Annotated in this window: 17 protein-coding genes and 1 other RNA gene; 17 read left to right on the top strand and 1 reads right to left on the bottom strand. The window is 58.8% G+C overall.

Going from position 1 to position 23792, the window contains the following annotated elements; genetic code table 11:
* Window positions 1-242 precede the first annotated feature (242 nt).
* The 15 genes from ABCN01_RS03200 to ABCN01_RS03130 all read left to right on the top strand — a co-directional run bounded on the left by ABCN01_RS03200 (window position 243) and on the right by ABCN01_RS03130 (window position 21150).
* On the top strand, window positions 243-1523 hold the full coding sequence (locus ABCN01_RS03200; protein WP_342995883.1) for an MFS transporter: 1281 nt from the start codon (window positions 243-245) through the stop codon (window positions 1521-1523).
* Window positions 1524-1723: 200 nt separating this feature from the next.
* Window positions 1724-2545: an HAD family hydrolase gene (locus ABCN01_RS03195; protein WP_342995881.1), complete on the top strand. Its 822-nt coding sequence runs from the start codon at window positions 1724-1726 to the stop codon at window positions 2543-2545.
* Window positions 2546-3051: 506 nt separating this feature from the next.
* On the top strand, window positions 3052-6474 hold the full coding sequence (locus tag ABCN01_RS03190) for a Spy0128 family protein (RefSeq protein ID WP_342995880.1): 3423 nt from the start codon (window positions 3052-3054) through the stop codon (window positions 6472-6474).
* Window positions 6467-8134 carry a SpaA isopeptide-forming pilin-related protein gene (locus ABCN01_RS03185; RefSeq protein ID WP_342995879.1) on the top strand — a complete coding sequence of 556 codons (1668 nt, stop codon included), beginning with the start codon at window positions 6467-6469 and terminating at the stop codon, window positions 8132-8134. Before ABCN01_RS03190 ends, ABCN01_RS03185 begins: the two co-directional genes overlap by 8 nt.
* Before the next feature lie 114 nt (window positions 8135-8248).
* Complete coding sequence (locus ABCN01_RS03180) at window positions 8249-10030, top strand: SpaA isopeptide-forming pilin-related protein (RefSeq protein WP_342995878.1); 1782 nt, start codon at window positions 8249-8251, stop codon at window positions 10028-10030.
* 512 nt (window positions 10031-10542) lie between these two features.
* The gene (locus ABCN01_RS03175; RefSeq protein WP_343014184.1) at window positions 10543-11511 is read left to right on the top strand and encodes a hypothetical protein; all 969 of its coding nucleotides are present in this window, start codon (window positions 10543-10545) and stop codon (window positions 11509-11511) included.
* A complete protein-coding gene (locus ABCN01_RS03170) occupies window positions 11493-12266 on the top strand; it encodes a hypothetical protein (protein WP_342995874.1) in 774 nt (257 codons plus the stop codon). Before ABCN01_RS03175 ends, ABCN01_RS03170 begins: the two co-directional genes overlap by 19 nt.
* Before the next feature lie 132 nt (window positions 12267-12398).
* A complete protein-coding gene (locus ABCN01_RS03165; RefSeq protein WP_342995872.1) occupies window positions 12399-13316 on the top strand; it encodes a class C sortase in 918 nt (305 codons plus the stop codon).
* A 304-nt stretch (window positions 13317-13620) separates the two neighbouring features.
* Window positions 13621-13932 (top strand): Asp-tRNA(Asn)/Glu-tRNA(Gln) amidotransferase subunit GatC, encoded by a 312-nt coding sequence (gene gatC / locus ABCN01_RS03160; RefSeq protein WP_055250987.1) that lies wholly within the window; start codon window positions 13621-13623, stop codon window positions 13930-13932.
* A complete protein-coding gene (gatA, locus tag ABCN01_RS03155) occupies window positions 13932-15446 on the top strand; it encodes an Asp-tRNA(Asn)/Glu-tRNA(Gln) amidotransferase subunit GatA (RefSeq protein ID WP_342995867.1) in 1515 nt (504 codons plus the stop codon). The genes gatC and gatA overlap by 1 nt, the downstream gene beginning before the upstream one ends.
* A complete protein-coding gene (gatB, locus tag ABCN01_RS03150) occupies window positions 15446-17122 on the top strand; it encodes an Asp-tRNA(Asn)/Glu-tRNA(Gln) amidotransferase subunit GatB (protein ID WP_342995866.1) in 1677 nt (558 codons plus the stop codon). The genes gatA and gatB overlap by 1 nt, the downstream gene beginning before the upstream one ends.
* Window positions 17123-17806: 684 nt before the next feature.
* The gene (locus tag ABCN01_RS03145) at window positions 17807-18052 is read left to right on the top strand and encodes a DUF6110 family protein (RefSeq protein ID WP_342997029.1); all 246 of its coding nucleotides are present in this window, start codon (window positions 17807-17809) and stop codon (window positions 18050-18052) included.
* A gap of 78 nt (window positions 18053-18130) precedes the next feature.
* On the top strand, window positions 18131-20146 hold the full coding sequence (locus ABCN01_RS03140; RefSeq protein ID WP_342997028.1) for a heavy metal translocating P-type ATPase: 2016 nt from the start codon (window positions 18131-18133) through the stop codon (window positions 20144-20146).
* A 138-nt stretch (window positions 20147-20284) separates the two neighbouring features.
* Complete coding sequence (locus tag ABCN01_RS03135; protein ID WP_342997027.1) at window positions 20285-20638, top strand: hypothetical protein; 354 nt, start codon at window positions 20285-20287, stop codon at window positions 20636-20638.
* On the top strand, window positions 20635-21150 hold the full coding sequence (locus tag ABCN01_RS03130; RefSeq protein WP_342997026.1) for a type II toxin-antitoxin system VapC family toxin: 516 nt from the start codon (window positions 20635-20637) through the stop codon (window positions 21148-21150). The genes ABCN01_RS03135 and ABCN01_RS03130 overlap by 4 nt, the downstream gene beginning before the upstream one ends.
* Before the next feature lie 58 nt (window positions 21151-21208).
* On the opposite strand, the gene ABCN01_RS03125 is transcribed toward ABCN01_RS03130, so the two are convergent.
* Window positions 21209-21643: a hypothetical protein gene (locus tag ABCN01_RS03125; RefSeq protein WP_342997025.1), complete on the bottom strand. Its 435-nt coding sequence runs from the start codon at window positions 21641-21643 to the stop codon at window positions 21209-21211.
* A 239-nt stretch (window positions 21644-21882) separates the two neighbouring features.
* On the opposite strand from ABCN01_RS03125, the gene ssrA reads away from it, so the two are divergent.
* Window positions 21883-22246, top strand: a transfer-messenger RNA (tmRNA) gene (gene ssrA / locus ABCN01_RS03120).
* A 617-nt stretch (window positions 22247-22863) separates the two neighbouring features.
* Window positions 22864-23742 (top strand): patatin-like phospholipase family protein, encoded by an 879-nt coding sequence (locus tag ABCN01_RS03115; protein ID WP_342997024.1) that lies wholly within the window; start codon window positions 22864-22866, stop codon window positions 23740-23742.
* The last annotated feature ends 50 nt before the right edge of the window (window positions 23743-23792 follow it).

Here is a 23792-nt window from a genome sequence, read left to right as displayed (position 1 = left end):
TATTTCGGCAGGTTTTATCTGGGCAAACGTCACTTCCACCACAAAGGGGCCAGGCACCTTTGTGGTGGATTTTGCTTTGGTAGATGTGTGGGGCATGCCTTACAATCTACCAAGTAGTTCATGACGGGCGAAAAACGGAGAGAAGGGGCTTGATGCGTCCTTAATGTTTCATGCGGATAGATTGATTTGACAGACGGTGGTGAATGCCCGCCGTCCGCATTCGTATGAAACAAGGAGTCTCCATGCCCGCCTCTCTTTTCTCAAAGCCTCAATCATCGCTGTCCATGCAGGCCAAGCGCCTGGTGGCGATGCGCTTTCTCATCTACACCGGTTTTCAGACCAGTTATTTTATCGGCGTCATCGGAACGCTCACCTATGCGGATGACGCCTCGGTCGTTGCGACATCGCTGGCTGTCCTGTTTATGAACGTTTTCGTGATCCTGGGATCCTTTGCGGGCGGCGCGGCGCTCGACGCCTGGGGTCCGCGCCGTCATTTCTTGCTGAGCATCGTCGGCACGCTGGCAACCGGCACGGCGATCCTCGCCTTTGGCAGCGCGACCGGCGTCGTCCTGCTCGGCGCGGTGTTTCTGGGCTTTACGATGGGATTCGCCCAGCCCATTGCCACATCCTATCCGGCCTATCTCACCGACGACCCCGTCGAGCTCAAAGACATCAACTCCGCCATCGCCATGTTCTCAAACGTGAGCATCATCATTGGCCCCACGCTGGGTGGCTTTGTCGCGGCGGCTGCGTCGTCGCGCGCGGTGTTCGTGCTCATGATGCTCTTTACCGTGTTGGCGCTCGTCGCTGGTTGGGGCTTTAGGCCGCAGACCAGCTATGTCGCCGGGCATGCGGATGCCGATTCGGCAGAGGAAGGGGAGCGTGCGGGACAAAGCTCCAACCCCAGAGCATCCACTCGTGTCACCTTCGCGACCAGCATCAAGACAGTCTTCACCAACAGCGTCCTCGCCCTGCTGTTCTGCATCATCTTTCTTTCGAACTTTGGCTATGGCGCCTTTGACCCGCTGGAATCGTTCTTCTACCGCGATGTCCTACACGTCGGTGTCGAATGGATGGGCTGGCTCTCGTCGGCCAGCGGTGTGGGCGCGGTGCTGGGCGCCGTGGTCGCGCTCCGCTTGCCGCCGCATCTGGTCAACCTAAAAACGCTGCTCGTGGCGCTTATGTCCGTGGGTCTGGGAAGTTTGCTCTATGTGGGGACGCCGTACGTGGGCGTAGCCCTCGTCGGACAGATTGCCCTGGGCGTGGCCTGGGGCGTCGTCAACCCGCTCCACAACACGATCGTGCAAACGACGGCCCCGCTCGAGCAGCTCGGTCGCGTGAACTCGGTCATGGGCTTTGGCAACATGTTCGCCGGCGTAGCCCCGCTGGCGATTGCTCCCTGGCTGGCGGCGACGTTTGGCGTGCAGCAGACGCTCGTTGGTGCGGGCATGGTCGTGACGGCGGTTCCCGCGACGCTGCTGCTGTTTGGACGCCGGCATTTGGATCGTGCCGCAAGGCAGTAAAAACCATCACAACATTCGATGAAAATCGCGATTTTGCCGAATAACGTCGAATGTTGTGATGGTTTGCGCCCCGGGCCAGGCCACCACAAAGGGGCCAGGCACCTTTGTGTCGATCGGGCCCCAACGGCCTGCGCCTTGGTATACCATGTACGCCGTTCACGAATACACCCCACACCGCCGCACAACCCAGAAAGGCCCCCATGGACACCACCTTTAGCCACATCAAAGCCGTATTCTGCGATATCGACGGCACGCTGCTCACGAGCCAGCACACGGTGTCCCCGCGCACCGTGGCAGCGATCCGCGCCCTGCGCGAGCGCGGCGTGCTCTTTGGTCTGTGCACCGGGCGCGACGCCCACGCGACCGAGGCCATGTACGAGCTCTGGGGCATCGAAGGCCTGGTGGACGTGCTCGTGGGCTGCGGTGGCGCCGAGGTCATCGACCGCGCGCACGACATCAACGAGCTGAGCTATCCGCTGCCGGGCGAGACCATCGCGCGCATCTGCAAGCACATGGCGGACCTTCCGGCAACGCCCGTCTGCCCCCGAGACGGCGTGCTCTATGTGCCCGAGAGCAATGCATGCGTCGAGCACCTGTCGCGTGTCGACGGCGTGCCCTACAAGGTGGTCGACTTTGCCGAGTTTTTGCGCGAGCCGCAGACCAAGGTGATGTTTACCATGGCGCCCGAGGCGATGCCGCGGGTGATTGAGCGGGCGTCGACGTTTGCCGATAACACTGTTAAGGCGGCGGCTCTGCAAACCACGCAGCGGCTCTACGAGTTCATGGATCCGCATGTGTCCAAGACGCGCGGCCTTGTGCGCGTGGCGGAGCTCAACGACATGGAGCTCCAGAACATCTGTGTGTTTGGCGATGCCGATAACGACACCTGCATGGTGGCCGACGCTGGCGTGGGCGTGGCTATGGCAAACGGCAGCGACGCCACCCGTGCCGCCGCCGACTTTGTAACCGCGAGCAACGACGAAGACGGCATCGCGATCTTTATCGAGGAACATCTGCTGTAGCGCCGGGGCAGAATCACCACAAAGGGGACGGGCACCTTCGTGGTGGCCTCAGGCGATTTGGGCGAGTTGATACCTACAATCTGCGCGCAAATACAAATATGGTTGTCTGAACATTACGCTTCTGACTACCGATGAGCTAAAGATATTCTCATCAGTTTGGTAGGGTATTTCTCCCGGTAAATGACTTACAGCTCATGGTCAATTTTCAACTGTTTACAGGATGTTTACTCTTGAGCAAAATGTTGTGCAAATTAATCTAATGCCATTAAAAAATGGATAGGCAACTAAATTACCAGTAGAAACAAAAAATAAATAGCGAATAAACGAAGGTAAATCTGAGAAAATGTCAAGAGAATTGAGAATTCGCTACAAAATTGTCGGTTTTGTTGCTCAGATGTTCAAACAATCGTTACAATATGGATTACTAAACGTGCGCAATTACAGGTTGCGCAGATACGTTTGATAGTGAAAGAGCAAGATCGCGGTCTCTTGGGGAGGAGACATCGATGAAAGCGAATTCAGACAAATCTAAGCAGAGTAATAAAGCGACGCGCCGTGTACTGGCAGGCGTTTTGTGCGGAGCCTCCGTGTTGAGCCTGGTACTGTCGCTCGTCATGCCTCCGATCTCGCAGGCCATTGCCAACGATGGTCAGGCAGCTCCTACCGAGGGAACTGTGATGGGGGGTTCCTCAAGTGAGTCTACTGATGTAGAAAACACCAACAACGGGGATACCGAAAACCAGAATAGTGACGAGACCGAGGGCGACGAGACTGGCGACGATGCTACTGGGGCTGATCAGTTGTCTGATGACACGGAAGCCGATGGTGCTGCGCAGCCTGCGGATGATGGAGAGCCTGTCTATAAGGTCGCTACTGTTGCAAATGAAGGCGAGGTTCCGGGACTTAAAAAAGATAAGGATGGGTACACGCTGCTGACAAGTGACGATGATTTGTCTACCTATCTTGACATGGAGAATAAGCCCGAAAAGCTGCGTCTTGCGGCTGATATTAGTTCGAGTACACCAATCGCCATCAGCCAAAACACCACGATCGACCTTGCGGGTCACAAACTTTATTACCGCACTGGCAACAACGACACGTTCATTAAGGTAACGAGTGGTGCACTTACTATTGAAGATTCTGCAAAACCAGTCGATATACCTTCTCCTGTCGGCGATAAAAATACCGGCCGGCCCGCAAGCATGGTATGGGATGGAAACAACAACGCTACTCTTACCTACTATGTGACAACAAGTAATCCAAAGGAAGATAGCCTTGGCACCACTGAAACCACGACACGGCATGATGTTAGCAGTTTCGGCGCAATCGTTGCTGCGTCCAAAAGCGGATCGGTCAAACAAGTCATTTCGGTTGCGGACGGCAGTACGCTTAACCTCAACGGAGGCATGATCACAACGCCTCGTCCCCTGGGCAACGACGGTCACGTTATTCTCTCTCAGGGCGCTGTCAATATTTCTGGCGGTTACGTCACCAACGGCAACGACGGTGGCTGGGGCGGTGGTCTGTGCATAACGGGCGCGAATGCCAGCCTCGAAATGACAGGCGGCGTGGTCGCGGGAAACAAGGCAGCTTCTGGCGGTGGCATCTTTGCTAACAATGGCGCGGTGCTGAACCTCTCCGGCGGTGTCATCTCGGGTAATGCGACATATCACACTGTAATCAACAATGATGACGTCAACGCCGGCGGCTACGGTGGCGGTGTTTATACCCGGGGTGCATCCGTAACCATCAGTGATTCTGCCAATATAACTAACAACCGAGCTGAAGCCATCGCTAGTGCAGGCTTTTACAACAAAGGTCGCCTCGGTGGCGGCGGCATTGCATCCATGAACGGTGGAACGCTGTCCATGACGGGTGGCTCCGTTACTGCTAATTACTCCTATGAGGCCGGCGGTGGAATCTACGCTGGCTTCCCCGGGCAGAGATTTGAATTCACCATGTCCAGCGGTTTTATTGCGGGCAATAAGTCCGATAATGCCGAGGGCGGTGGCCTCCGTATTTCTGGCGGTACTACCGGCGTTATTAATGCGGAAAATGCATCAAACAGGGTTTACATCACCAACAACAAGACCATGACGGGCAGCAACGCCGCCCGCGGTGGCGACTGGGGTGGCGGTGGTGTCTTTGTTCAGGAAGGTGGTACGCTTAACATCGTCAAGACGCTGATCACTAATAATAATGCCGGTGGCTGGGGCGGTGGCATCGGTGCTTGTCCTACGGGCAAGACAATCGTTTCGTACTCAAAAGGCGCTGCTATCTATGACAATGCTGATAACGTTGATCAAGATGACAAACCTTTGGAATCACCTCATTATTCCGCCGGCGGCAACGGTAAAACTGAAGACAGCAATCCTGATTACATTGGTGATCCCTTCAAAAATCACGGCCATAAGGATTTCTTCTTGGTACGCAAGAATGACAGCCAAAATACGGTTGCAGTCGTTCTTGGCAAGATGCTCGGCGGCGAATCGGCTGGTTGGCAGGGCACTTGCGACAGAATTCCGGTTACCATCGACCCAAATGGCGGTGCCGAGGCTAAGTACATGTTCGGTTTGGAGGCCCATCCGACCCCCTATGCCAAGGGAAAGGCGCAGGCAAAGGCTACGACCATCATCAGCGGTAACTATTCCTACACCCACGGTGGCGGCATCATGACCAACGGCGATCTTGTCGTTGGCGAGGTCAGTGATCTGAGGGTTTACCCGAGCATGAAACTCAAGGCCACTAAGGCGCTTGTGAATGCAAAGGGAGACAAGCAACCCCTAAATGGGCACGAGTACAAGTTTCAGCTGCTGCGCCAGAAGGTTAACGGTACCAAGGCACCTTCTTGGAAAGATGACGGCACATTAGATATGGGCGATTGCAGTGGTGCGGGTGAGGCGACTGTTGATCAATCAAACGGCAGTATCACCTTCGACTCTGGCAAGGACTATTCTTCAGGGCAATACGTTTTCTATCTCGTTGAGGAACCCATCAGCGGCCAAAACGAATTAGACATCAAATTCGATAAGACAATTTACAAGATCGAGGCAACAGTTGAGGACGATGCATCCCACTCTGAAACGCTCATGGGGTTCACGATTAACTATTACAAGGTAAAAACGGTAGCCGTCTATAAAAAGGCCGAGGACGATAAGAGCTTCGTATCACTTGGTCCCGAAGACTATTCCGTTGGGTACTCAGAGGACAAAACAGCGGCTACGGTTACTATCGGTGGCAGTGATAGCCAGACCTTTACCAACAGAATCGTGCCCTATACCTCTAGCGGCTCCTGGATCCCTAAGGCGACCAAGGTCGTTGAGGGCGGCGAGATGAAAGAGTTTACGCTTCAGCTTGCGACCGATGACGGTTTTCAGGACATTATTCGTGAGACCAAAACTACTGGCGATAAGAAGAAGCAGACGCTTTCGTTCTTGGATGGCTCTGGTAAGGGGATTGTGTACTCGCTCTCTGATATCACGAAGAATCCCGACGTCAAGGGCGACCCCACGGGTCGCGGTGCAAGCAAGACCTTTACTTATTACGTTCGCGAAAAGCAGCCGACCACATCGTTCACGAACTACAAATACGACGAGTCGATCTACAAGATCACGGTCACGGCAACTGATCAGTCTGATAAGACGATCAAGTGCGATGTGACCTACACCCAGATCGTCGATGCCAAAGGCAAGCCTATCCCCGAAAACGAGCAAAGTGCGGTCCCCTACGTTCCAGATAGGGACGAGGCCACTGGCAAGGAACAGAGCGTTCCGGTCTTCACCAACACCTACTCCACCTCTTTGCCCCTTTCTGGTATGTCGGGCGTCACTCTGACGTACCTTGCCGGTGCGGCGGTGCTTTGCGCTGCTGCGGCCTGGATGCACATTCGTCGCAAGGCGAATGCGAAGGGAGGCGAGCGTCGTGAATAAGAAAGTTTGCTCCTTCCCGATCTTGTTTGCGCTGCTTGCCCTCCTGATCGGCACCTGCGCGGTTGTGTTCCCCGCTTCCGCGCAGGCCGCGCCGACCTCGACCGGTTCCATCACGGTGAGCGGCACCGTGGCGAGCAGATACGACGCCTACCAGATCTTTAGCGCCAACGTCGTCGACGGCGACAGCGACGCCAAGATCGCCACCGACCTCGCCTGGGCAAGCGCCGCCGTGCGCGACGCCGCGCTGCCTGTGTTGCACAGCGCCGGCATGCCCAATTCCCAGACCACCGCGCAGGAAGCTGCCGAGTGGCTCAACACCGATTCCCACCTTACGAGCGCGCTGAGCGCACAGCTCGCTCGTTCCCTCCAGAGCTCTGGCGCCGAGCCCGTGGCCCTTAACGCGGGCACGACGGCCGAGCTGCCCTGCGGCTACTGGCTCATCGTCGCTAAAGACGAAGCCATCTCCCAGAACGAGGCCGGCACCGCGCCGGTCATGGCCCTGGTCGGCGGCAGCGCCGTCACCGTCAAGCCCAAGGCGGCGACGCCCAAGGTGGTCAAGCACGTGCTGGAGGACAGCACCGCCGCCTGGCGGAAGGCCGCCGACGCCACGGTCGCCGACGACCTGTACTGGCGCCTCTCGGCCACGGTCCCGGCGGGCCTCACGGCCTACGACACCTATACGGTGCAGTTCGTCGACACCATGAGCGCGGGGCTCGACCCCTCCAAGGTGGCCGCGAGCATGCGCGTGTACGTGGCGGCGGGCGCGGACGGCGGCTTTGACGCCGTCTCGGTCGGCAATGACGGCCGCGCCGGCACCGAGCCCGCGAAGGGCTGGACCGATATCACGGCCCAGTGCGCCACCAAGGTGGCGGCGGACGGAACCTTCGCCGTGCGCACCGGCGACCTCATCGCCGCGCTCGGCGGGGCTGACGCCTTCGCCGCGGGTGCCCGCGTGGTCGCCGTGTACAATGCGCCGCTCTCCGGCGGCTGCAACCACGGTATTACCAAGGGCAACCCCAACGAGGTCTACCTGCGCTACCCGCGCTCTCCCTTTGCCGACCAGTCCGGCGACGCCGGCTTCACCAGCACGCCGAGCGATGACGCGTGCGCCTACACCTGGGATCTCGCGCTCACCAAGCGCGGCAGCGACGGCGACAAGCCGCTTGCCGGGGCGGTCCTGAGCATCGCCGACGACCGCGGCCGCACGCTGTCGGCCGACGGTACGTGGGATGCGGAGGGCAAGGCCACCGTCACCACGGGCGAGGACGGTCGCGTGACCGTCTCGGGCGTGGACTCGGGCAAGCTGGAGGTCTGCGAGCTCAAGGCGCCCAAGGGCTACACCGCCTTTGAGGGCACGCGCTCCGTGACGGTCAAGGCCGAGGGCCTGGACGTCGACCAGGTGGCCGCCGCCAAGCCAAAACTCACCATCACGGCCGAGTCGCCCCTGCGCGCCGACAGCGCGGATGGGTCGACGGGCAGCCTGGAGGCGTCGCTCATCAACACGCCCACCGGCACACCCCCTAGCATTATCACCGGAGGCTTTATGCCCTCGACTGGCGATATGGCAATGTACGCCGCGGCCGCCGCAGCGGTCGCCGGAGCCGCGCTCATCGTGGTCGCGCTCCTGGTCAAGCGGGGAGGTGGCAGCCATAAAGAGTAGCTGGCAGCCCCACAGAGAGCGGGGCGAGACGTAGCGAAGCAGATGCTAAGACACAGACAGATGATGACCGATCGAATGAGAATCAAACGGAAAACGGAGGAAAAGAAGATGGGCATGAGCAAGAACATCGCACGCTTGGCAGTGACAGCAGGCCTCACCGCAGCCCTGAGCTTCGGCGGAGTTATGGCCCCGGTGACCATGGCGTTTGCTGATGGCACGCCAACGGTGGCTCCGGATGGCAATGTAAAGATTGACGAGAAGACCTATAAGGACACAACCTTTAAGGGTATCCAGATTTTCAAGGCAAAGGTTACGCAGGATAAGAAGAGCAATGGAAGCTGGGATGAGTCGGGCGACAAGACGCTCTCTGATATTGAGTGGGCAGGTGGAGAAAGCGGTTCCGTGAAGAACGCAGTGATTCATGCGTTTGATGGTGTTGCAACAAGCTCTAAACCTACCGGTTTACCTGCTGGCGATTCTGCTCAGGCATGGGCCGAGTTCATCAATAAACATGCTTCTGAAGTAGTGGACAACAACGTTAATGCTGGAACTGTGCTCGATATGATCGCCAGGGCGCTGGAGGGCGCCAATATCGCTGAAGGGCAGAATGGCTGGCAGACGAGCGATAACGGCGCTTTCAATACCCTGAAGACTGGCTACTGGCTCTTTGTGACTAAGAGTGTCAAAACAGATTCCACCAATCAAAACACGGACACTTTCACTTCGCCAATCTTCACCATCGTCGGTGGCGCAGATGTAACGGTGGAGCCTAAGAAGGACGTCCCCAAAGTGACCAAGGCCGTCAAGGATGACGCAACGAATGGCACGTTTGGCGATAACGTGTTTGCGAACCCCAATATGTCAGCTGACTCGCGCATGGATCAGTTTATCAAGTACCAGCTTGCCGGTACGGTTGCGAACAACATTAACAACTACAGCGCCTATAGGTACATCTTCAAGGATCAGCTTCCTAAATCCATGACGCCCATGTTCACTGATGAGGCCAACAGCACGACCCCCGCTGTGACAGTTAAGATTGACAACAGGAAGGTCGTTGATGGCTACACTGCAACCCTTGATGAAGACAACGTGCTCAAGGTCGACTTCACTGACCTCAAGACTTGCAAAGGCGAGAATAATTCCGCCATCGCCGTCACCGGCAACTCCACTGTGACTGTTGAGTACCAGGCCAAGCTTGATTCTGCAAAGATCTTTGTAGGCGGTAAGATTGATGAACAGTTCGATGGCTTGGTGGGTAAACCCCAGGAGAATACAGTTACGTTGACCTATTCCAACAATCCGCATGACAACGGCGGTTTCGGTACCACGGTCACGCATTCTGCCTACGACTACACCTATGGTATCGATGTAACCAAGGTTGGCTCAGAGACTGGCAATCCGCCTCTCGCCGATGTTGTGTTCACGCTGCAAGAGCAGGGTGATGCTGACGACATCTTTATTATGGCAAACGGCACCAAGACGAAGGATAGCGAGCAGGCCAAACTGACGACCGACGCATACGGCAAGATTAACGTTGTCGGCCTTGATGAGGGCACCTACATCCTTAAAGAGGTCACCCCGGCGCCCGGTTACAATAACTCTGCAGCAAATGGCGTTACTTTCACTATCAAGAGTACGTTCGATCAAACAAGTAAGAATGTGAAGCTTGATACTTCCACCATTGATGCTGGCAACGATGTTGTCATGGGCGGCACCGCAACGGCCGGGGCCGGCAAGCTCAGCTTCACCATTGTCGACCAGAAGGGCACCGGCCTCCCCCTCACCGGTCTTAACGGCGTGACCTTCACCTGGATCGCTGGTGGCGCGGTGCTCGTCATCGGCGTGGCGCACCTCATCCGCAGCCGTAAGCAGGCTGAGGAGTCCGAGCAGGAGTAACGCTCGCTCACCCATCCCTTTGGCAGGTGGGATGCGATGGCCATGAGACTTGCGGACACTTTTCTCGTCCATCCACGTTCTTGCTTTGCCATTCTCTTTTCGGGGCAGACTCCGCACTGGAGTCTGCCCCGTTTTTTTGGACAACGCAGGCAGCCTCCACCGTCCGATGCGGGTACGTTCGTCATCGCGTTTCTTGACTCGTATGAGGTTCGGATTAAGGTCCGTAGGCGCACGCGCGGTGCGGACGGTAGAAGGCATTTGCGCCGCAACAAGCGCAAATAAGAATGCCCGGGGTTAGAGGCCCGGGCATTTAACAAAACCAGAAAACTAGGCCGCCCGCGCTCTCGTACACTTACGCGGGGTGCGTCGTTTTCTATTGACATTGTATCCCGAATCGCCCAGCCGATTCGGGACATTTTGAAAACGCAAATGCTGGCTTATGCACGAAAAGAATCTCGTTAATTCCAAAAATAATGTATAATTCCTATTTAAACTGGAATCAAACGAAAACGATGGAAATGAACGAAGCGCTAATCTACTTACAAGAAGCACTAGGCCTCTCTGCCAAGACCAAAAATTGGCCTGGATCCGCACGCTTGCCGCTGCATCTGCGGGCGATTGAGGTCCGCGCTGTTTACGCAAACGGTTTTTCGTTTTTGCTTGCAAGTTTGCCTACTGGCGTCGGACTTCCCGAGGTTAAGAGAGTCTATAGTCAGCTAGCCTTGCGCGCGGAGACTCCTGTTGTCGTTTCGTTTCCTGATGCCGATGCACGTCAGCGCAAAGCATTGGTCGCACAAGGGATTCCGTTTGTCTGCCCCGGTAGACAGGCTTTTCTTCCATTTATGGGCACAGCTTGCACGGAGAGGGGCGGTGCCCGGTCTCGCAATCACGCGTCCAAGATGTCACCCAACGCACAGGCTGCCGCAATCTGGGGAGCAGCCCAGGAGCCATATCGTCCCTATGACCTTTGTCGTGCGCTTGGGATCTCGGCAAGCCGTGCGAGTGAGGCCATAACCGAGCTTGTCGACAGGGGACTCGCGAGGCGCGAGCGTTGCGAGCGACGTGTCGTCGTGTTCCCTGTTGCCGTTGACCTTCTGCTCAGCGAACACATGGCACAGCTCTCCTCGCCTGTCTCGAAGGTCTTTTTTGCAAGGAAGACGCCGCAGATCGACTATCTTGTTGACGCCGGGGAGACGGCGCTCGCTGCGCGTTCGATGCTCGCTGCACCGGGCATGGAACAAAAGGCCGTCTTAAGAAGTGCATGGCGTCAACTGAGCGACCTCGAAGTCGCAGACGGGGAGTTGCCGGATAACGAAACGGCGATGGTTCAAGTGTGGCGCTATGCGCCCGTGTTTGCCGGCTCCTCCCGCGTCGACGACATTTCGCTTGCGCTATCTTTGGCGGCAATCGACGATGAGCGAATTCAGCTCGAAGTCGATCGCATGTTTGGAAAGGAATATCCATGGCAAGAAGCGCTGTAGAAGGCCTCCAGGAATTTCAGCAGCATATGCAAGAAGCTGCAGGATCGTATGCCCTTATCGGCGGCACGGCATGCGACATTCTGCTCGCGGAGGCGGGGCTTTCGTTCAGGGCGACTCACGATTTTGATGTGGTAATTGTCGCCGATGACCGGTTGCCTCAGACGGCAGAAGCTATATGGACTTTGGTGCGTGATGGCGGTTACCGCTGCGGCTGGGGCGAAGGCAAAGGCTCATGTTTTTATCGGTTTACAGAGCCTAAGAGGCCGGGTTACCCCCATATGATCGAACTCTTCGCGAAGTGCCCCGACTTTCTAAAGGGTCGTGAGGGGATTGATGTGGCGCCAATTCACGTTGATGAAAACATAAGCAGTCTGTCGGCAATTTTGTTGGACGATGCTTACTACAGCTTGTTCCTTCAGGGAATTCGGACCGTAGGCGGCGTTTCGGTCCTGGGTACGGAATACATTGTCCCGTTCAAAGCGAAGGCGTATCTCGACCTAAAAGCTAGAAGGGAAGCGGGGGAGAACGTTGATTCGAGGAAGGTAAAAAAGCATAAACGCGATGCGCTGAGACTTGCTCAGCTGCTCGGCGAGTCGGAAGGTGTCGACCTGGGCGGAGAACTGAAGGACGATATGCTTGCGTTTGTCAAAGATTGTGAGGTGGGCGACGTCAATCTGAAACAGATTGGGGTTGCGGGCGTAACGATGGCGCAGTTGCTCGAGACGATGAAAGCAACATATGGCTTGATTGGTTGAGTGGGGTTACGTGGCCCGGACGGTGCAGCCAAGCTGCGTTGTCCGGCGCATGAGCTCGCTAATCGGCTATTATTTGTTTAGACAACTTGAGTTGCAGAGGAGTGACTGGCGATGGTGCAGGGCGCCAAACATATGAAGAGCAATAACGCCGCGGCCAACGGTGGCTCAAGCCCTCAGTCCAAACCTCAACCAAAGCCCAAGCGTCGCCGCAAACGACTGCCGCGCTGGGCCGACCGGCTTATCACCATCGTCATCATCCTTATCGGCGTGGGCCTTATGACCTGGCCGTGGATCTTGGACCGGCTCGAGGCCTCGGGCGTGTTCAACCAGATCAGCACCGTGTCCAGCACCGTGGACGCTCTGTCGGAAGAGGAGCGCGAGCGCATTCTGCTTCAGGCGCGCTCCTATAACGAGCAACTTGCCGGCGAGGCCACCGAGCTTCCCGCCGACCAGATCGACCCCTACGCCCAGCAGCTCATCTTTGACCGCGACCCCATGATGAGCTGGGTCGAGATCCCCTCCATCGACGTGAGCATGCCCATCTACCACGGCACGAGCGAAGAAGTCCTTATGGCGGGCGTCGGCCACCTGGAGGGCACGAGCCTGCCGGTGGGCGGCATCTCGACGCATTGCGTGCTCACCGCGCACTCGGGCATGCGCAACCTGAGCATGTTCGACGACATCCACTCGCTGGAGCCCGGCGACCTGGTGCTGCTGCACACCATGAACAAGACGCTCGCCTACAAGATGGTGGACTCCGAGGTCGTGCTGCCCGAGGAGATGGAGTCGCTGACCATCGAGCCCGGCGCCGACAAAGTGACGCTCGTCACCTGCACGCCCTATGGCGTGAACGACCATCGCCTGCTGGTGCATTGCGTGCGCACCAAGTACAACAAGAAGGACGTCGACAAGCAAAAGTCGCTGGCCGGCCGCCACTGGGGCAAGCGCGAGTTCGCCGTGCTCATCGTGGTCGTAGCCATTGTGCTGTTGCTGCTGGACATCGTGATCCACGCGGTCCGCAAGCGCCGCAAGGCCAAGGCCTCGGCATAAGACATTCTTTAGAACCACCACAATGGGGACAGGCGCCTTTGTGGTGGTCGGGGCTTCCAAACCATCACAACATTCGATGAAAATCGCGATTTTGGCGAAAAGCGTCGAATGTTGTGATGGTTTTCGTTGTGGGCGAGACGGTTTTCGCTATGGACGGTGCGGTTTCGCTGCAGAATCGCCAGCCCGCCGCCTGCCAACCGCCGCCCTCGTTACGTTTTCGCTGCATTTGGGTAAAGTGCCTGCTCCAAGCCGGCGTTGCCCTGTATACTAGAGCGGTTTAACTGTTATGCGGAAGGGAGCGCCTATGGCACTCAGCGAGAAAGACGTGCGCGGCATCGCCGAGTACGCAAAGATCGCACTGACCGATGACGAGCTCACCCAGATGACGTCCTACATGAATGATGCCGTCCAGATGCTCGAGCCCGTCCTGCAATATGACTTACCCGACGTGGAGCCCACGTTCCATCCCATCGGAAGCCTGTCCAACGTGATGGGCGACGACCTGCGCGAGCCCGAGCGCGACCTGCCGCTCGACGTCGCGCTCGAAAACGCCGGCAGCGCGCGCGACCGCTACTTCCGCGTGCCGTCCATTTTAGGAGAGGGGGAGAGCGAGTAATGGCGCAGAGCTTCGATTCCCTAACCGCCGCCCAGATCGCCGCGGGCGTTGTCGCCGGCGACTTTACCGCTACCGAGGTGGCCCAGGCCTCCCTTGCCGCCATCGAGGCGCGCGAGGGCGGGGTCCAGGCATTCCTGCAGGTGTCGCCCGAGCTTGCGCTCGAGGCCGCTGCGCGCGTGGATGCCGACCGCGCTGCAGGCAAGCCGCTGCCCCCGCTCGCGGGCGTGCCGCTGGCCATCAAGGACAACATGAACCTCGTGGGTACGCGCACCACCTGCGCTTCCCGCATGCTCGAGAACTACCAGAGCGTCTACACCGCTACCTGCGTCCAGCGCATGCTCGATGCCGGCTGCCTGCCCATGGGCAAGGCTAACATGGACGAGTTTGCCTTTGGCAGCTCCACCGAGAGCTCGGCGTTCCACCGCACCAACAACCCTTGGGATACCGAGCGCGTGCCCGGTGGCTCTTCGGGCGGTTCCGCTGCTGCCGTTGCCGCGGGCGAGGTTGCGCTCTCGCTGGGCTCGGACACCGGCGGCTCCATTCGCCAGCCGGCGTCGCTGTGCGGCGTGGTGGGCTTTAAGCCCACGTATGGCGCCGTGAGCCGTTACGGCGTGGTTGCCTTTGGCTCGTCGCTCGACCAGGTGGGCCCCTTTGGCCGCACGGTCGAGGATGTCGCGCTGGCCATGAACGCGCTCACCGGTGCGGGCCACGATCCGTATGACTGCACCAGTCAGGATTGCGCCGTCGACTTTACCGAGCATCTCAACGACAGCATCGAGGGCAAGCGCGTGGGCATCATCCCCGCGTTTATGGAGGCCGAGGGCCTGACGCCCGAGGTCAAGGTCGCTGTTGAGCGCGCCGCTCAGGAGCTGCAGAACCAGGGCGCCGAGCTCGTGGAGGTCGACCTGCCGCACCTGGACGCCGCCATCGCCGCCTACTACGTTATCGGCCCGGCCGAGGCGTTCTCAAACCTGGCCCGTTTTGACGGCATTCGCTACGGCTACCAGGAGGAAGGCTGCGCCAACCTGTCCGACCAGAGCTCGCTCAGCCGCGCCCACGGCTTTGGTGCCGAGGCCAAGCGCCGTCAGATGCTCGGCGCCTACCTGCTGAGCTCGGGCGTGTACGACAAGTACTACTACGCCGCGCAAAAGGCCCGCACGCTCATCACGCAGGACTACGACGCTGCGTATGCCAAGGTGGACACCATCCTCATGCCCGCCTCGCCGCGCACGGCTTTTAAGTTTGGCGAGATCAGCGACCCCACGCAGATGTATCTTTCGGACCTGTACACCATTTCGCTCAACATTTGCGGCAACGGTGGTATCTCGGTGCCGCTGGGCCTGGGCGAGGATACTCAGCTGCCCGTTTCTGCCCAGCTGGTGGGTCCGGCCTTTAAGGACCGTCAGCTGCTCACGTTTGCCCGCGCCCTGGAGCGCGGCTTTGCCGATGCCGCCACGGGTGCGCCCGCGCTTTCTGTCGCGCCCGATTTTGCCGGGAAGGGAGGCGAGCTGTAATGAAGGAGCTTTCCGAGGTCCTGCAGGATTGGGAGGCCGTGATCGGTCTGGAGATCCATACCGAGCTCACCGCACTCGATACCAAGATGTTCTGCAACTGCAAGCTCAGCCACGATGACGAGCCCAACGCCAACGTGTGCCCGGTGTGCCTGGGCCTGCCCGGCGCCCTTCCGGTGCCCAACAAGCGCGCCATCGAGAGCATCGTCAAGGCCGGCCTCGCCACCAACTGCGAGATCCAGCGCCACTCGATGTTCTACCGCAAGCACTACTTCTATCCCGACATGGCCAAGAACTTCCAGACCACGCAGGGTCCGGTCGCCTTTGCCATGTACGGTCACCTGGACCTGGACGTGACCGGTCGCGGTGCCGCTGAGCGCCCCGATTGCGCGTTTGGTGAGGCCGAGGCCCAGAGCCTGGCGAGCGCCTCGGCCAACGCCGAGGGCCTGTCCACGTCCATGACGTCGACCATGCGCGAAGGCAATCAGCGCGCCGGCCACCTGGCCAGCTATGACGCGTCCAGCCTGCAGATGCCCGAGCGTCGCGAGGATGGTTCCTACACGGTGCCCATCCGCATCCTGCGCATCCACATGGAGGAGGACGCCGCCAAGATGGTCCACGTGGGCGGCGCTGAAGGCCGCATTACCGCCGCGGCCGAGTCGCTCGTCGACTACAACCGCTGCGGCACGCCTTTGATTGAGCTCGTGACTGAGCCCGACTTGCGTACGCCCGAGGAAGCGCGCCTGTTTATGGAAAAGCTCCGTCGCATTTTTGTGACGCTGGGCATTTCCGACTGCTCCATGGAGAAGGGCTCCATGCGCTGCGACGGTAACGTGTCGCTGCGCCGCCGCGGCGAGACCAAGCTGGGCACCAAGACCGAGCTCAAGAACCTCAACTCGTTTAAGAGCCTGCATGACGGCCTTGCCTACGAGATTTGCCGCCAGGCCGAGGTGCTCGAGGAGGGCGGCATCATCTATCAGGAGACCCGTCACTGGGAGCCCAGCCGCAAGCGCACCGTGGTCATGCGTGTGAAGGAAACGGCCGACGACTACCGTCTGTTCCCCGATCCCGACTTGGCGCCGTTCGACCTGGACGACGAGTTTATCGACCGTTGCCGTGGCGAGATTTCCGAGCTGCCCGATGCCAAGCGTGCCCGTTTTGAGGCCGACTTTGGCATTAAGACGGCCGACGCCGAGCAGATTGCCGGCGACCCCGAGTTTGCCGACTTCTTTGAGGCCGCCGCTACCGGAATGGCTGGCAAGGAGGCCCAGACGGTTGCAAACTTGCTGGTGAACGAGATGATTGCCTACCTTAAGGGCGCAGGCGTGTCGCTCGCCGAGTCCGGCATCGTGCCGGCTCAGGTGGCCGCTCTTGCCAAGCTGCTGGCGACCGATGCCATCAGCTCCAACCAAGCGCACGAGGTCTTTGAGGCCATGGCCCAGACTGGCGACGACCCCAACAAGATCGTCGACGAGCGTGGTATGCGTCAGGTGAGCGATGCCGGCGCGCTACAGCCGATCGTGGACGAGGTGCTGGCAAACTGTGCCGAGCAGGCGCAGCAGTATCGTGACGGCAACCAGAAGGTCATCGGTTTTTTGGTGGGCCAGTGCATGAAGGCGAGTCGCGGCAAGGGCAATCCGAAGCTCTTCAACGAGTTGCTGAGAACGTCGCTCTCGTAAACGGGAACCGAGGGGCCGGGCGCAGGGCCTTGCCTCTCAATTTCGGACAGTCCTGACTCACGACGGAGGCGCCACTGGCGCCTCCTGTTCGTGCGGAACTCATTGAGAGGCAAGGCCCTGCGCCCGGCCCCTCGGTTCCGTGACGACTCGGCCGTTCGGGTCAGGTGGGCTGAATGGAATAGAGCGAATGGGCGCGCCGTCGGCACGCCCATTTTTTGTGCGGGTGACAAAGAGACTGTCCCTTTGTCACATTTTTTCGGAGCTGTGGAAATCGAAGGTGAATGGTTTTCCAGAGAAGTGAACGACCTTATTTGGACCCCTGAAGCATCGACACTTTTGGAGCCCTGTTTCCTGCGGTTTTGTCTAGTTTTTCCTGCGGTTTTGCTGGCGAAAAATGCGGATGCTTCGGGGGTCCGATTTTACTCGTTCACTTCTCGGGAAAACCATTCACCTTCAATCTACTGAGAGGGAAGATCTCCTCTTTGGCGCTATAGATGCGCATCGCGGCAGGAGGATTGTCGAAAGTCGGCTGGTCTGCGCCCCAAGATTTCCAAAAAGTTAACCTTTGTTGACCTCAATAGTTAGATACACTAAACTATTTTCCAAAAGTGTGCCCGAGCAAACTTATTTACTCGGGTACTGAGGCACCGTGCCGCGTCCGATGCGGCAAAAGGGAGAAGCAACATGAAGAAGTCGACGTTTAACACTCTGCTTGTCGGTGGCGGTTTTCTGCTTGGCACGGCTGGCATCAAGCTGCTCACCAGCGCTCCGGTAAAGAATGCCTGCGTGCAGGGCATCGCGTGCGGCATGCGCGTCAAGAACTGCTACCAGGACATGGTCGAGCAGGCCAAGGCCGAGGTCGACGACATGGTTGCCGAGGCTGCTTACATCACCCAGAGCGAGGCCGCCGCGGACAACGCAGCCGAGTAGCGCTCCCAGGCACAAACTATGAGATTCTCGATTATTAGCGAGATCCCCGGCAGGACCCGCCTTCAATTGGCGGGTCCTGTGCCAGAGAGCGATCTCGATGCACTTCTTAAGCTCAGCGGCGATATCGACGGCGTGCACAAGGTGCGCGTTTATGGCTGTATTGGCCAGATGGCGCTCGAATATGACGAGCGGTGTCGTGCGGGCGTGCTCGACGCCTTGGGTGCGCTCGATGCCCAGGCCATTGCCGACGCAAAGACGGGTTACGTGATGCAGCTTGAGCCGCGCAAGCACAAGCTCGTCATGGATCTTGCCACACTTATCGGCGCCCACTACGCGCGCCGCTGGTTCTTGCCGACGCCTCTGCGTGCGGTGTTCGTTGTGGCCGGTTACATGGCATTTTTGCGCGCTGCCCTCCGTGAGCTCGCGCAGCCTCGCCTGACCGTTCCCGTGCTCGACGCTTCGGCCATCGGTATCTCGTTCGTCAAACGTGATGTCGACACCGCGGGGCAGACGATGTTCCTGCTCAACGTGGGCGAGCTACTCGAGGACTACACCCGCGCCATGAGCGAAAACGAGCTCATCAACTCGCTGCTCGATGTGCCCGATAAGGCGCAAAAAGTGGTCGGTGACACCGAAGTAAGTGTTGCCGCCACCGAGCTCGAACCCGGCGATCTGGTCGCCGTACGCACTGGCATGTCCATCTGCATCGACGGTGTTGTCGAGCAGGGAAGCGCTATGGTCAACCAGGCGACCCTGACCGGCGAGCTGCTGGCCGTCGAGCGCAGCGTGGGCGACGACGTGTTCGCCGGTACCGTCGTGGAAGACGGCAGCATCTTGGTGCGCGTGCACGCCAATACGGCCCAGACCAAGCTCCGCTCGATCGTCTCGCTCGTGCAGGCGGCCGACTCGCTCAAGTCCGAGGGCCAGTCGCACATGGAAAACCTTGCCAACAAGATCGTCCCGTGGAACTTCCTGCTCGCGGGCCTGGTTGCGCTTACCACCCGCAGCCTCATCAAGACCTCAGCGGCGCTGATGGTCGACTACTCGTGCGCACTCAAGCTCACGGGCTCCGTCGCCGTCATGACTGCTATGAGCGATGCTGCCAAGATGGGCGTCATGGTCAAGGGTGCGAAGTACTTTGAGTCGTTTGCCAAGGCCGATACCATTGTGTTTGATAAGACCGGCACGCTCACCGAGGCGCAGCCGCGTCTTGCCTGCGTGCTCACCACCGATGGCTGGAGCGAGGACGAGGTCCTGCGCTTTGCCGCCTGCTTGGAGGAGCATTTCCCACATCCGGTGGCGCGTGCCGTGGTCAACGCTGCTCGCGAGCGCGGGCTCGAGCACCGCGAGCGCCATGCCGCCGTCGAGTACATCGTGGCGCACGGCATCGCTTCGTCCATCGAGGGGCGTCGCGCCATCATCGGTTCCGCGCACTTTGTATTTGAGGACGAGGGTGCGCAGCTCGAGTCCGACATTAAGGAGCAAATCGAGCTCCAGATGCAGGGTCTGTCGCCGCTGTATCTGGCGGTCGATGGCAAGGTCGTCGGCGTGCTCGGTATCGAGGATCCGCTCAAGCCTGGGGTCTGCGAGGCCATCGCCGACCTGCACGCGTTGGGCGTCAAACATGTCGTTATGCTCACGGGCGACTCCGAGCGCACGGCCGAGCGCATTGCGCGAGAGGCAGGGGTCGACGAGTTTAAGGCCGAACTGCTGCCCGAGGACAAGTACGCCTATGTGGAGCGCATTAAGAGCGAGGGGCGCCATGTTGCCATGGTGGGCGACGGCGTTAACGATTCGCCGGCACTCGGTTTGGCTGACGTGGGCCTGGCGATGGGTGGCGGAAGCGACATCGCCAAGGAGGTCGCCGACATCATCCTGACCGACACGGATCTGGCCGCGATCGTTCGCCTGCGCCGCATGAGCCAGGGCCTCGTTGATCGTCTGACGAGTTCCTATTCTAAGGTGATGCTCACTAACTCAGCGCTCCTGGCGCTGGGCATTACCGGCGCGATTACCCCGCAGGCGTCATCGCTGCTGCACAACGGCTCAACGATCGCCTACAGCCTTAGCAACGCGAAGGCGTACCTGCGCTAGCGTTTTCGCTTGAGTTTATGGCCTGCATTCGGACGGTGTTGCATCCGCCAGAATGCAGGCCTTTTGCGTTTGACCATGTGCTAGCAGCAATATATAGTGATGCTAGCAGAGATAGCAGGAGTCGAAGGTGAGGTTGAGATGGGTGCTGTTGGCGGCATGGCGCAGGTGAACGTTCGCGTTGATCGTCAGGTCAAGGACCATGCGGAGGAAGCGTTGCAGCTTTCGGGCGCCTCGCTGCCCGAGCTTATCAAAAAGGTCGTAGCGAAGGTTGCACAGGGCGGCGGTTCGTGCGAAGAGGTGTTGTCGGCCGTTGACGACCAACTGTCTAGTGCTGGTGACACCTCGCCGTTCGCCGCATCATGGGCGGCGGCGGATCAGCTTTACGCGGACCTGGGCATCGCTGCGTCGCCTGTATCCGACGATCGCGGTTGGGACACAATCTATTCCGAAGCCATGGACGAGCGCTATCGCCAAAAGGGGATGATCCTGTGAGCGGGGCTCCCATCAAAATAATGGTGGATGCCAACGTATGGGTTGATTCGTTTTGCGCCGACCATGCCGAGTCGCTTGCCGCGCGTGCGTTTATTGGGCAGGCGGCGGAGACGGGGGCGTTGCTGTTCTTTCCGGTGCATATTGCTAAGGACGTGCTGTACGTTGTCCAACACGAGCTGAAGCGTAGCGTTCTTGCCAGCGGGGGAGTGCTCGAAGAGGCATCTGCCCGTGCAATTGGCGATGCGGCGTTGGCGTTTGTTCGGAACATGACCGAAAACGCCACGGCCGTGGGTGCAGATGCGTCGGACCTTTGGCTGGCCGACAAATATTTGACGCTCCATCGCGATTACGAGGACAACCTGGTACTCGCTGCATGCAAACGCGCCCAGGTCGATTACTTAGTGACCAACGATCGCAAGCTGCTCGAACATGCCGATCTTGCAGCAAAGACCCCGCGCCAAATGATGCCGATACTTGCTTTAGCCGAACGCGGCGGCGCGGCTATCGGTTGACGCGAACTGTTTGCGGGCCTCTTGGACGACGATGCGCCAAGGGGCCCGCGTCTGCTATTTACAAAAGCTCGGCCTTGATGGCGGGACTTTCTGCGAGCTGCTCGGCTGCCTTTTCTTCGGAGCTGTCGAGTGCTGCCAGACTGCGGTAGACCCACTCGTTGACCTGGGTGTTCTTGACGCCTGCGGTCTGCATAAGGGCGCCTACCTCGCGGATTGCTGCGAACAGATCGGCTTTGGGACCCGCGAGCTCTATCTCGATGCCGTGGTAGGCGGCCACGCCGCGGTTCTCACTCACGTGGTCGATAAAGCCCTCGACGGTCTCAAGCTGCTGGGCGAGAGCTGCATCATCGTCAGCGTCCAGCACGACGAGTGCGTTCGATACCGTGAGGGCGGGATGTCCGCAGGGGACAAAGCCTTCGATGACATCCATAGCTTCGGTAATGGTTGAGCCCAGGCCTGCGAGGGCATTGATGAGTTGCTGTTTGGTATCCATAACGGTCCTTTCGACGGGTCAATTTTGCATGGCGAAAATATACGTGACGCGATCGGTAGCAAAAGTGCGAAGTGTGGTGCACATTAGGGTCTTCACAGCTCGTGCATAGAGCAGCTGTCTACCTTTAGAACGTGGTAAGATAGCTATCCACGAGCGGGGTTCACCCCGCGTGTTCCTTGAAAAGTCGACGGTTATCGGGTGTTTGTAGGCCCGATGCCATCCAGACTTTCCCGACATTCGGGGGCGACTGGTTTCGACACGATAGCTCTGAGAGAGGAAGCAAGCCGAGGTCTCCTCGCCTCGTTAAACAGGGGTACCGTCAAATTGAATTGACAACAACTCTTCTTTTGAGCCTATGGCTCTCGCTGCTTAGTTTATAGCGGCGCGTCAACCCGGTGATTTCCCCGACACCGGCGCGACGTCATTTTAGGGGAATGCTCCTGCGCACGTAATCGGTATGGCGCAGGCTAAGACCGAACCGGTTAGGACGCTGCGAGCGTGTCGCTGTGCGCAAGGCGTCCGAGACTAAACCAGCGACTGAGCTTGGAGATGCCAATCAGGGGGCTTTCGTGGACCGGAGTTCGATTCTCCGCGCCTCCACCATAAGTAACAGGCAGGTAGATATTCGTATCTACCTGCCTTTTTATTTCTAGTCCGTACCGCGGAGAATCGAACTCTATGCAGGGCGCGGGCGTAAAAAAAACGCGTAAGCGTTTTTAGCCCGCGGGCGAGGACGCCGGCAGGCGGCCGAAGCCGGTGCGTATTTGCGTAGCAAATACGCGGATTCTCCGCGCAAAGCCCCAACCCAAAACAGATGCGATGTTTATCGAATCTCAGCCGGCCATGCGCCGCATCAACGGATCCCCCTACCCGCGGAGAATCGAACTCTATGCAGGGCGCGGGCGTAAAGAAAACGCCTTGGCAACGCAGACCGGGACACGCTTTCCCGATGGCAGCCCAGGCGGAAAGTACGTCCCGGAATCCGCGCTCAGACTGGGACGTAGTTTCCGGATGGCACATCAAGCGGAAACCGCATCCCGGAATCTAAGCTCGAAATGGGATTCATTTTCCGGATGGCGGGCTCAGCGGAAAATGCGACCCGGAATTTGCTCTGAGAACGGGACACACTTTCCGCTTCACCTGCCGCCTCAAAAAACCTGCGCGCTCGCCATCTCAAAACTGGGTAGAAGAAAGCCAAAACGCAATCGCAGGAGGTCAATATGACTGCAGAAGATAAGGCAAAGAACGCCGGCAAGGTCGCGCTCGTCTTGGAGGGTGGTAGTTTTCGCGGGCAGTTTACCGCGGGCGTGCTCGACGTTCTCATGGAGGCTGGCGTTGAGATTCCGGCTGTCTACGGTGTATCGGCCGGCGCCCTCAACGGCGTGAACTACAAGTCGCACCAGATCGGCCGTGCCAACCGCATCAACCTGGCTTTCTGCAGCGACAGCCGCTTCATGGGCGCCGCATCGTTTGCGTCCACGGGCTCCATTGTGGGTTACGACTTTATCTTCAACGATGTCCAGGACCGTCTGGATCCCTTTGACAACGAGACGTTCGACGCAAGCCCCATCGAGATGTACGCCGTCGCTACGGACATGCTCTTTGGAACCGCCACGTACCTTCCGGTCAAAAGCGCCGTACTTGACCTCGATGCCGTGCGCGCATCGACGTCGCTGCCGCTGGTGACGCCGCCGGTCGAGATTGACGGGCACAAATACGTCGACGGTGGCGTAGCCGATTCGATCCCCATCGAGCATGTGCTGGAGGAGGCGGGCTTCGACCGTGCGGTCGTCATCGTCACGCAGGACCGCTCGTACGAGAAAAAGCCTTACGAGTTTATGCCTGCCGCGCGCGCCCGCTATGCCGACTACCCCTATCTGCTCGAGGCTATCGAGACGCGCCACGACCGCTATAACATCCAGCGCATGCATCTATGGAAGTATGAGCGCGAGGGCCGTGCGCTGGTCGTTGCTCCGCAAAAGCCGGTCGAGGTCGGCCACGTTGAGCACGATCCGGCAAAGCTCCTCGACCTGTATATTCAGGGCCGCCAGGAGGCAAAGCGATTGCTGGGAGATATCGAGGCGTTTGTCGAGCGCTAGCGTCGCGAAGTCATGACCCATGGACGACATGTGCAGAAACTCTGGTCGGA

It is taken from the genome of Collinsella aerofaciens (assembly GCF_039062365.1).
Taxonomy (GTDB): Bacteria; Actinomycetota; Coriobacteriia; order Coriobacteriales; family Coriobacteriaceae; genus Collinsella.
This window is presented reverse-complemented; position numbering and strand designations above follow the sequence as displayed.

Coding starts and splice junctions, on each gene's coding strand:
- ABCN01_RS03200 (WP_342995883.1), top strand. CDS start 243: ATGCCCGCCTCTCTTTTCTCAAAGCCTCAATCATCGCTGTCCATGCAG.
- ABCN01_RS03195 (WP_342995881.1), top strand. CDS start 1,724: ATGGACACCACCTTTAGCCACATCAAAGCCGTATTCTGCGATATCGAC.
- ABCN01_RS03190 (WP_342995880.1), top strand. CDS start 3,052: ATGAAAGCGAATTCAGACAAATCTAAGCAGAGTAATAAAGCGACGCGC.
- ABCN01_RS03180 (WP_342995878.1), top strand. CDS start 8,249: ATGAGCAAGAACATCGCACGCTTGGCAGTGACAGCAGGCCTCACCGCA.
- ABCN01_RS03175 (WP_343014184.1), top strand. CDS start 10,543: ATGGAAATGAACGAAGCGCTAATCTACTTACAAGAAGCACTAGGCCTC.
- ABCN01_RS03170 (WP_342995874.1), top strand. CDS start 11,493: ATGGCAAGAAGCGCTGTAGAAGGCCTCCAGGAATTTCAGCAGCATATG.
- ABCN01_RS03165 (WP_342995872.1), top strand. CDS start 12,399: ATGAAGAGCAATAACGCCGCGGCCAACGGTGGCTCAAGCCCTCAGTCC.
- gatC (WP_055250987.1), top strand. CDS start 13,621: ATGGCACTCAGCGAGAAAGACGTGCGCGGCATCGCCGAGTACGCAAAG.
- gatA (WP_342995867.1), top strand. CDS start 13,932: ATGGCGCAGAGCTTCGATTCCCTAACCGCCGCCCAGATCGCCGCGGGC.
- gatB (WP_342995866.1), top strand. CDS start 15,446: ATGAAGGAGCTTTCCGAGGTCCTGCAGGATTGGGAGGCCGTGATCGGT.
- ABCN01_RS03145 (WP_342997029.1), top strand. CDS start 17,807: ATGAAGAAGTCGACGTTTAACACTCTGCTTGTCGGTGGCGGTTTTCTG.
- ABCN01_RS03135 (WP_342997027.1), top strand. CDS start 20,285: ATGGGTGCTGTTGGCGGCATGGCGCAGGTGAACGTTCGCGTTGATCGT.
- ABCN01_RS03125 (WP_342997025.1), bottom strand. CDS start 21,643: ATGGATACCAAACAGCAACTCATCAATGCCCTCGCAGGCCTGGGCTCA.
- ABCN01_RS03115 (WP_342997024.1), top strand. CDS start 22,864: ATGACTGCAGAAGATAAGGCAAAGAACGCCGGCAAGGTCGCGCTCGTC.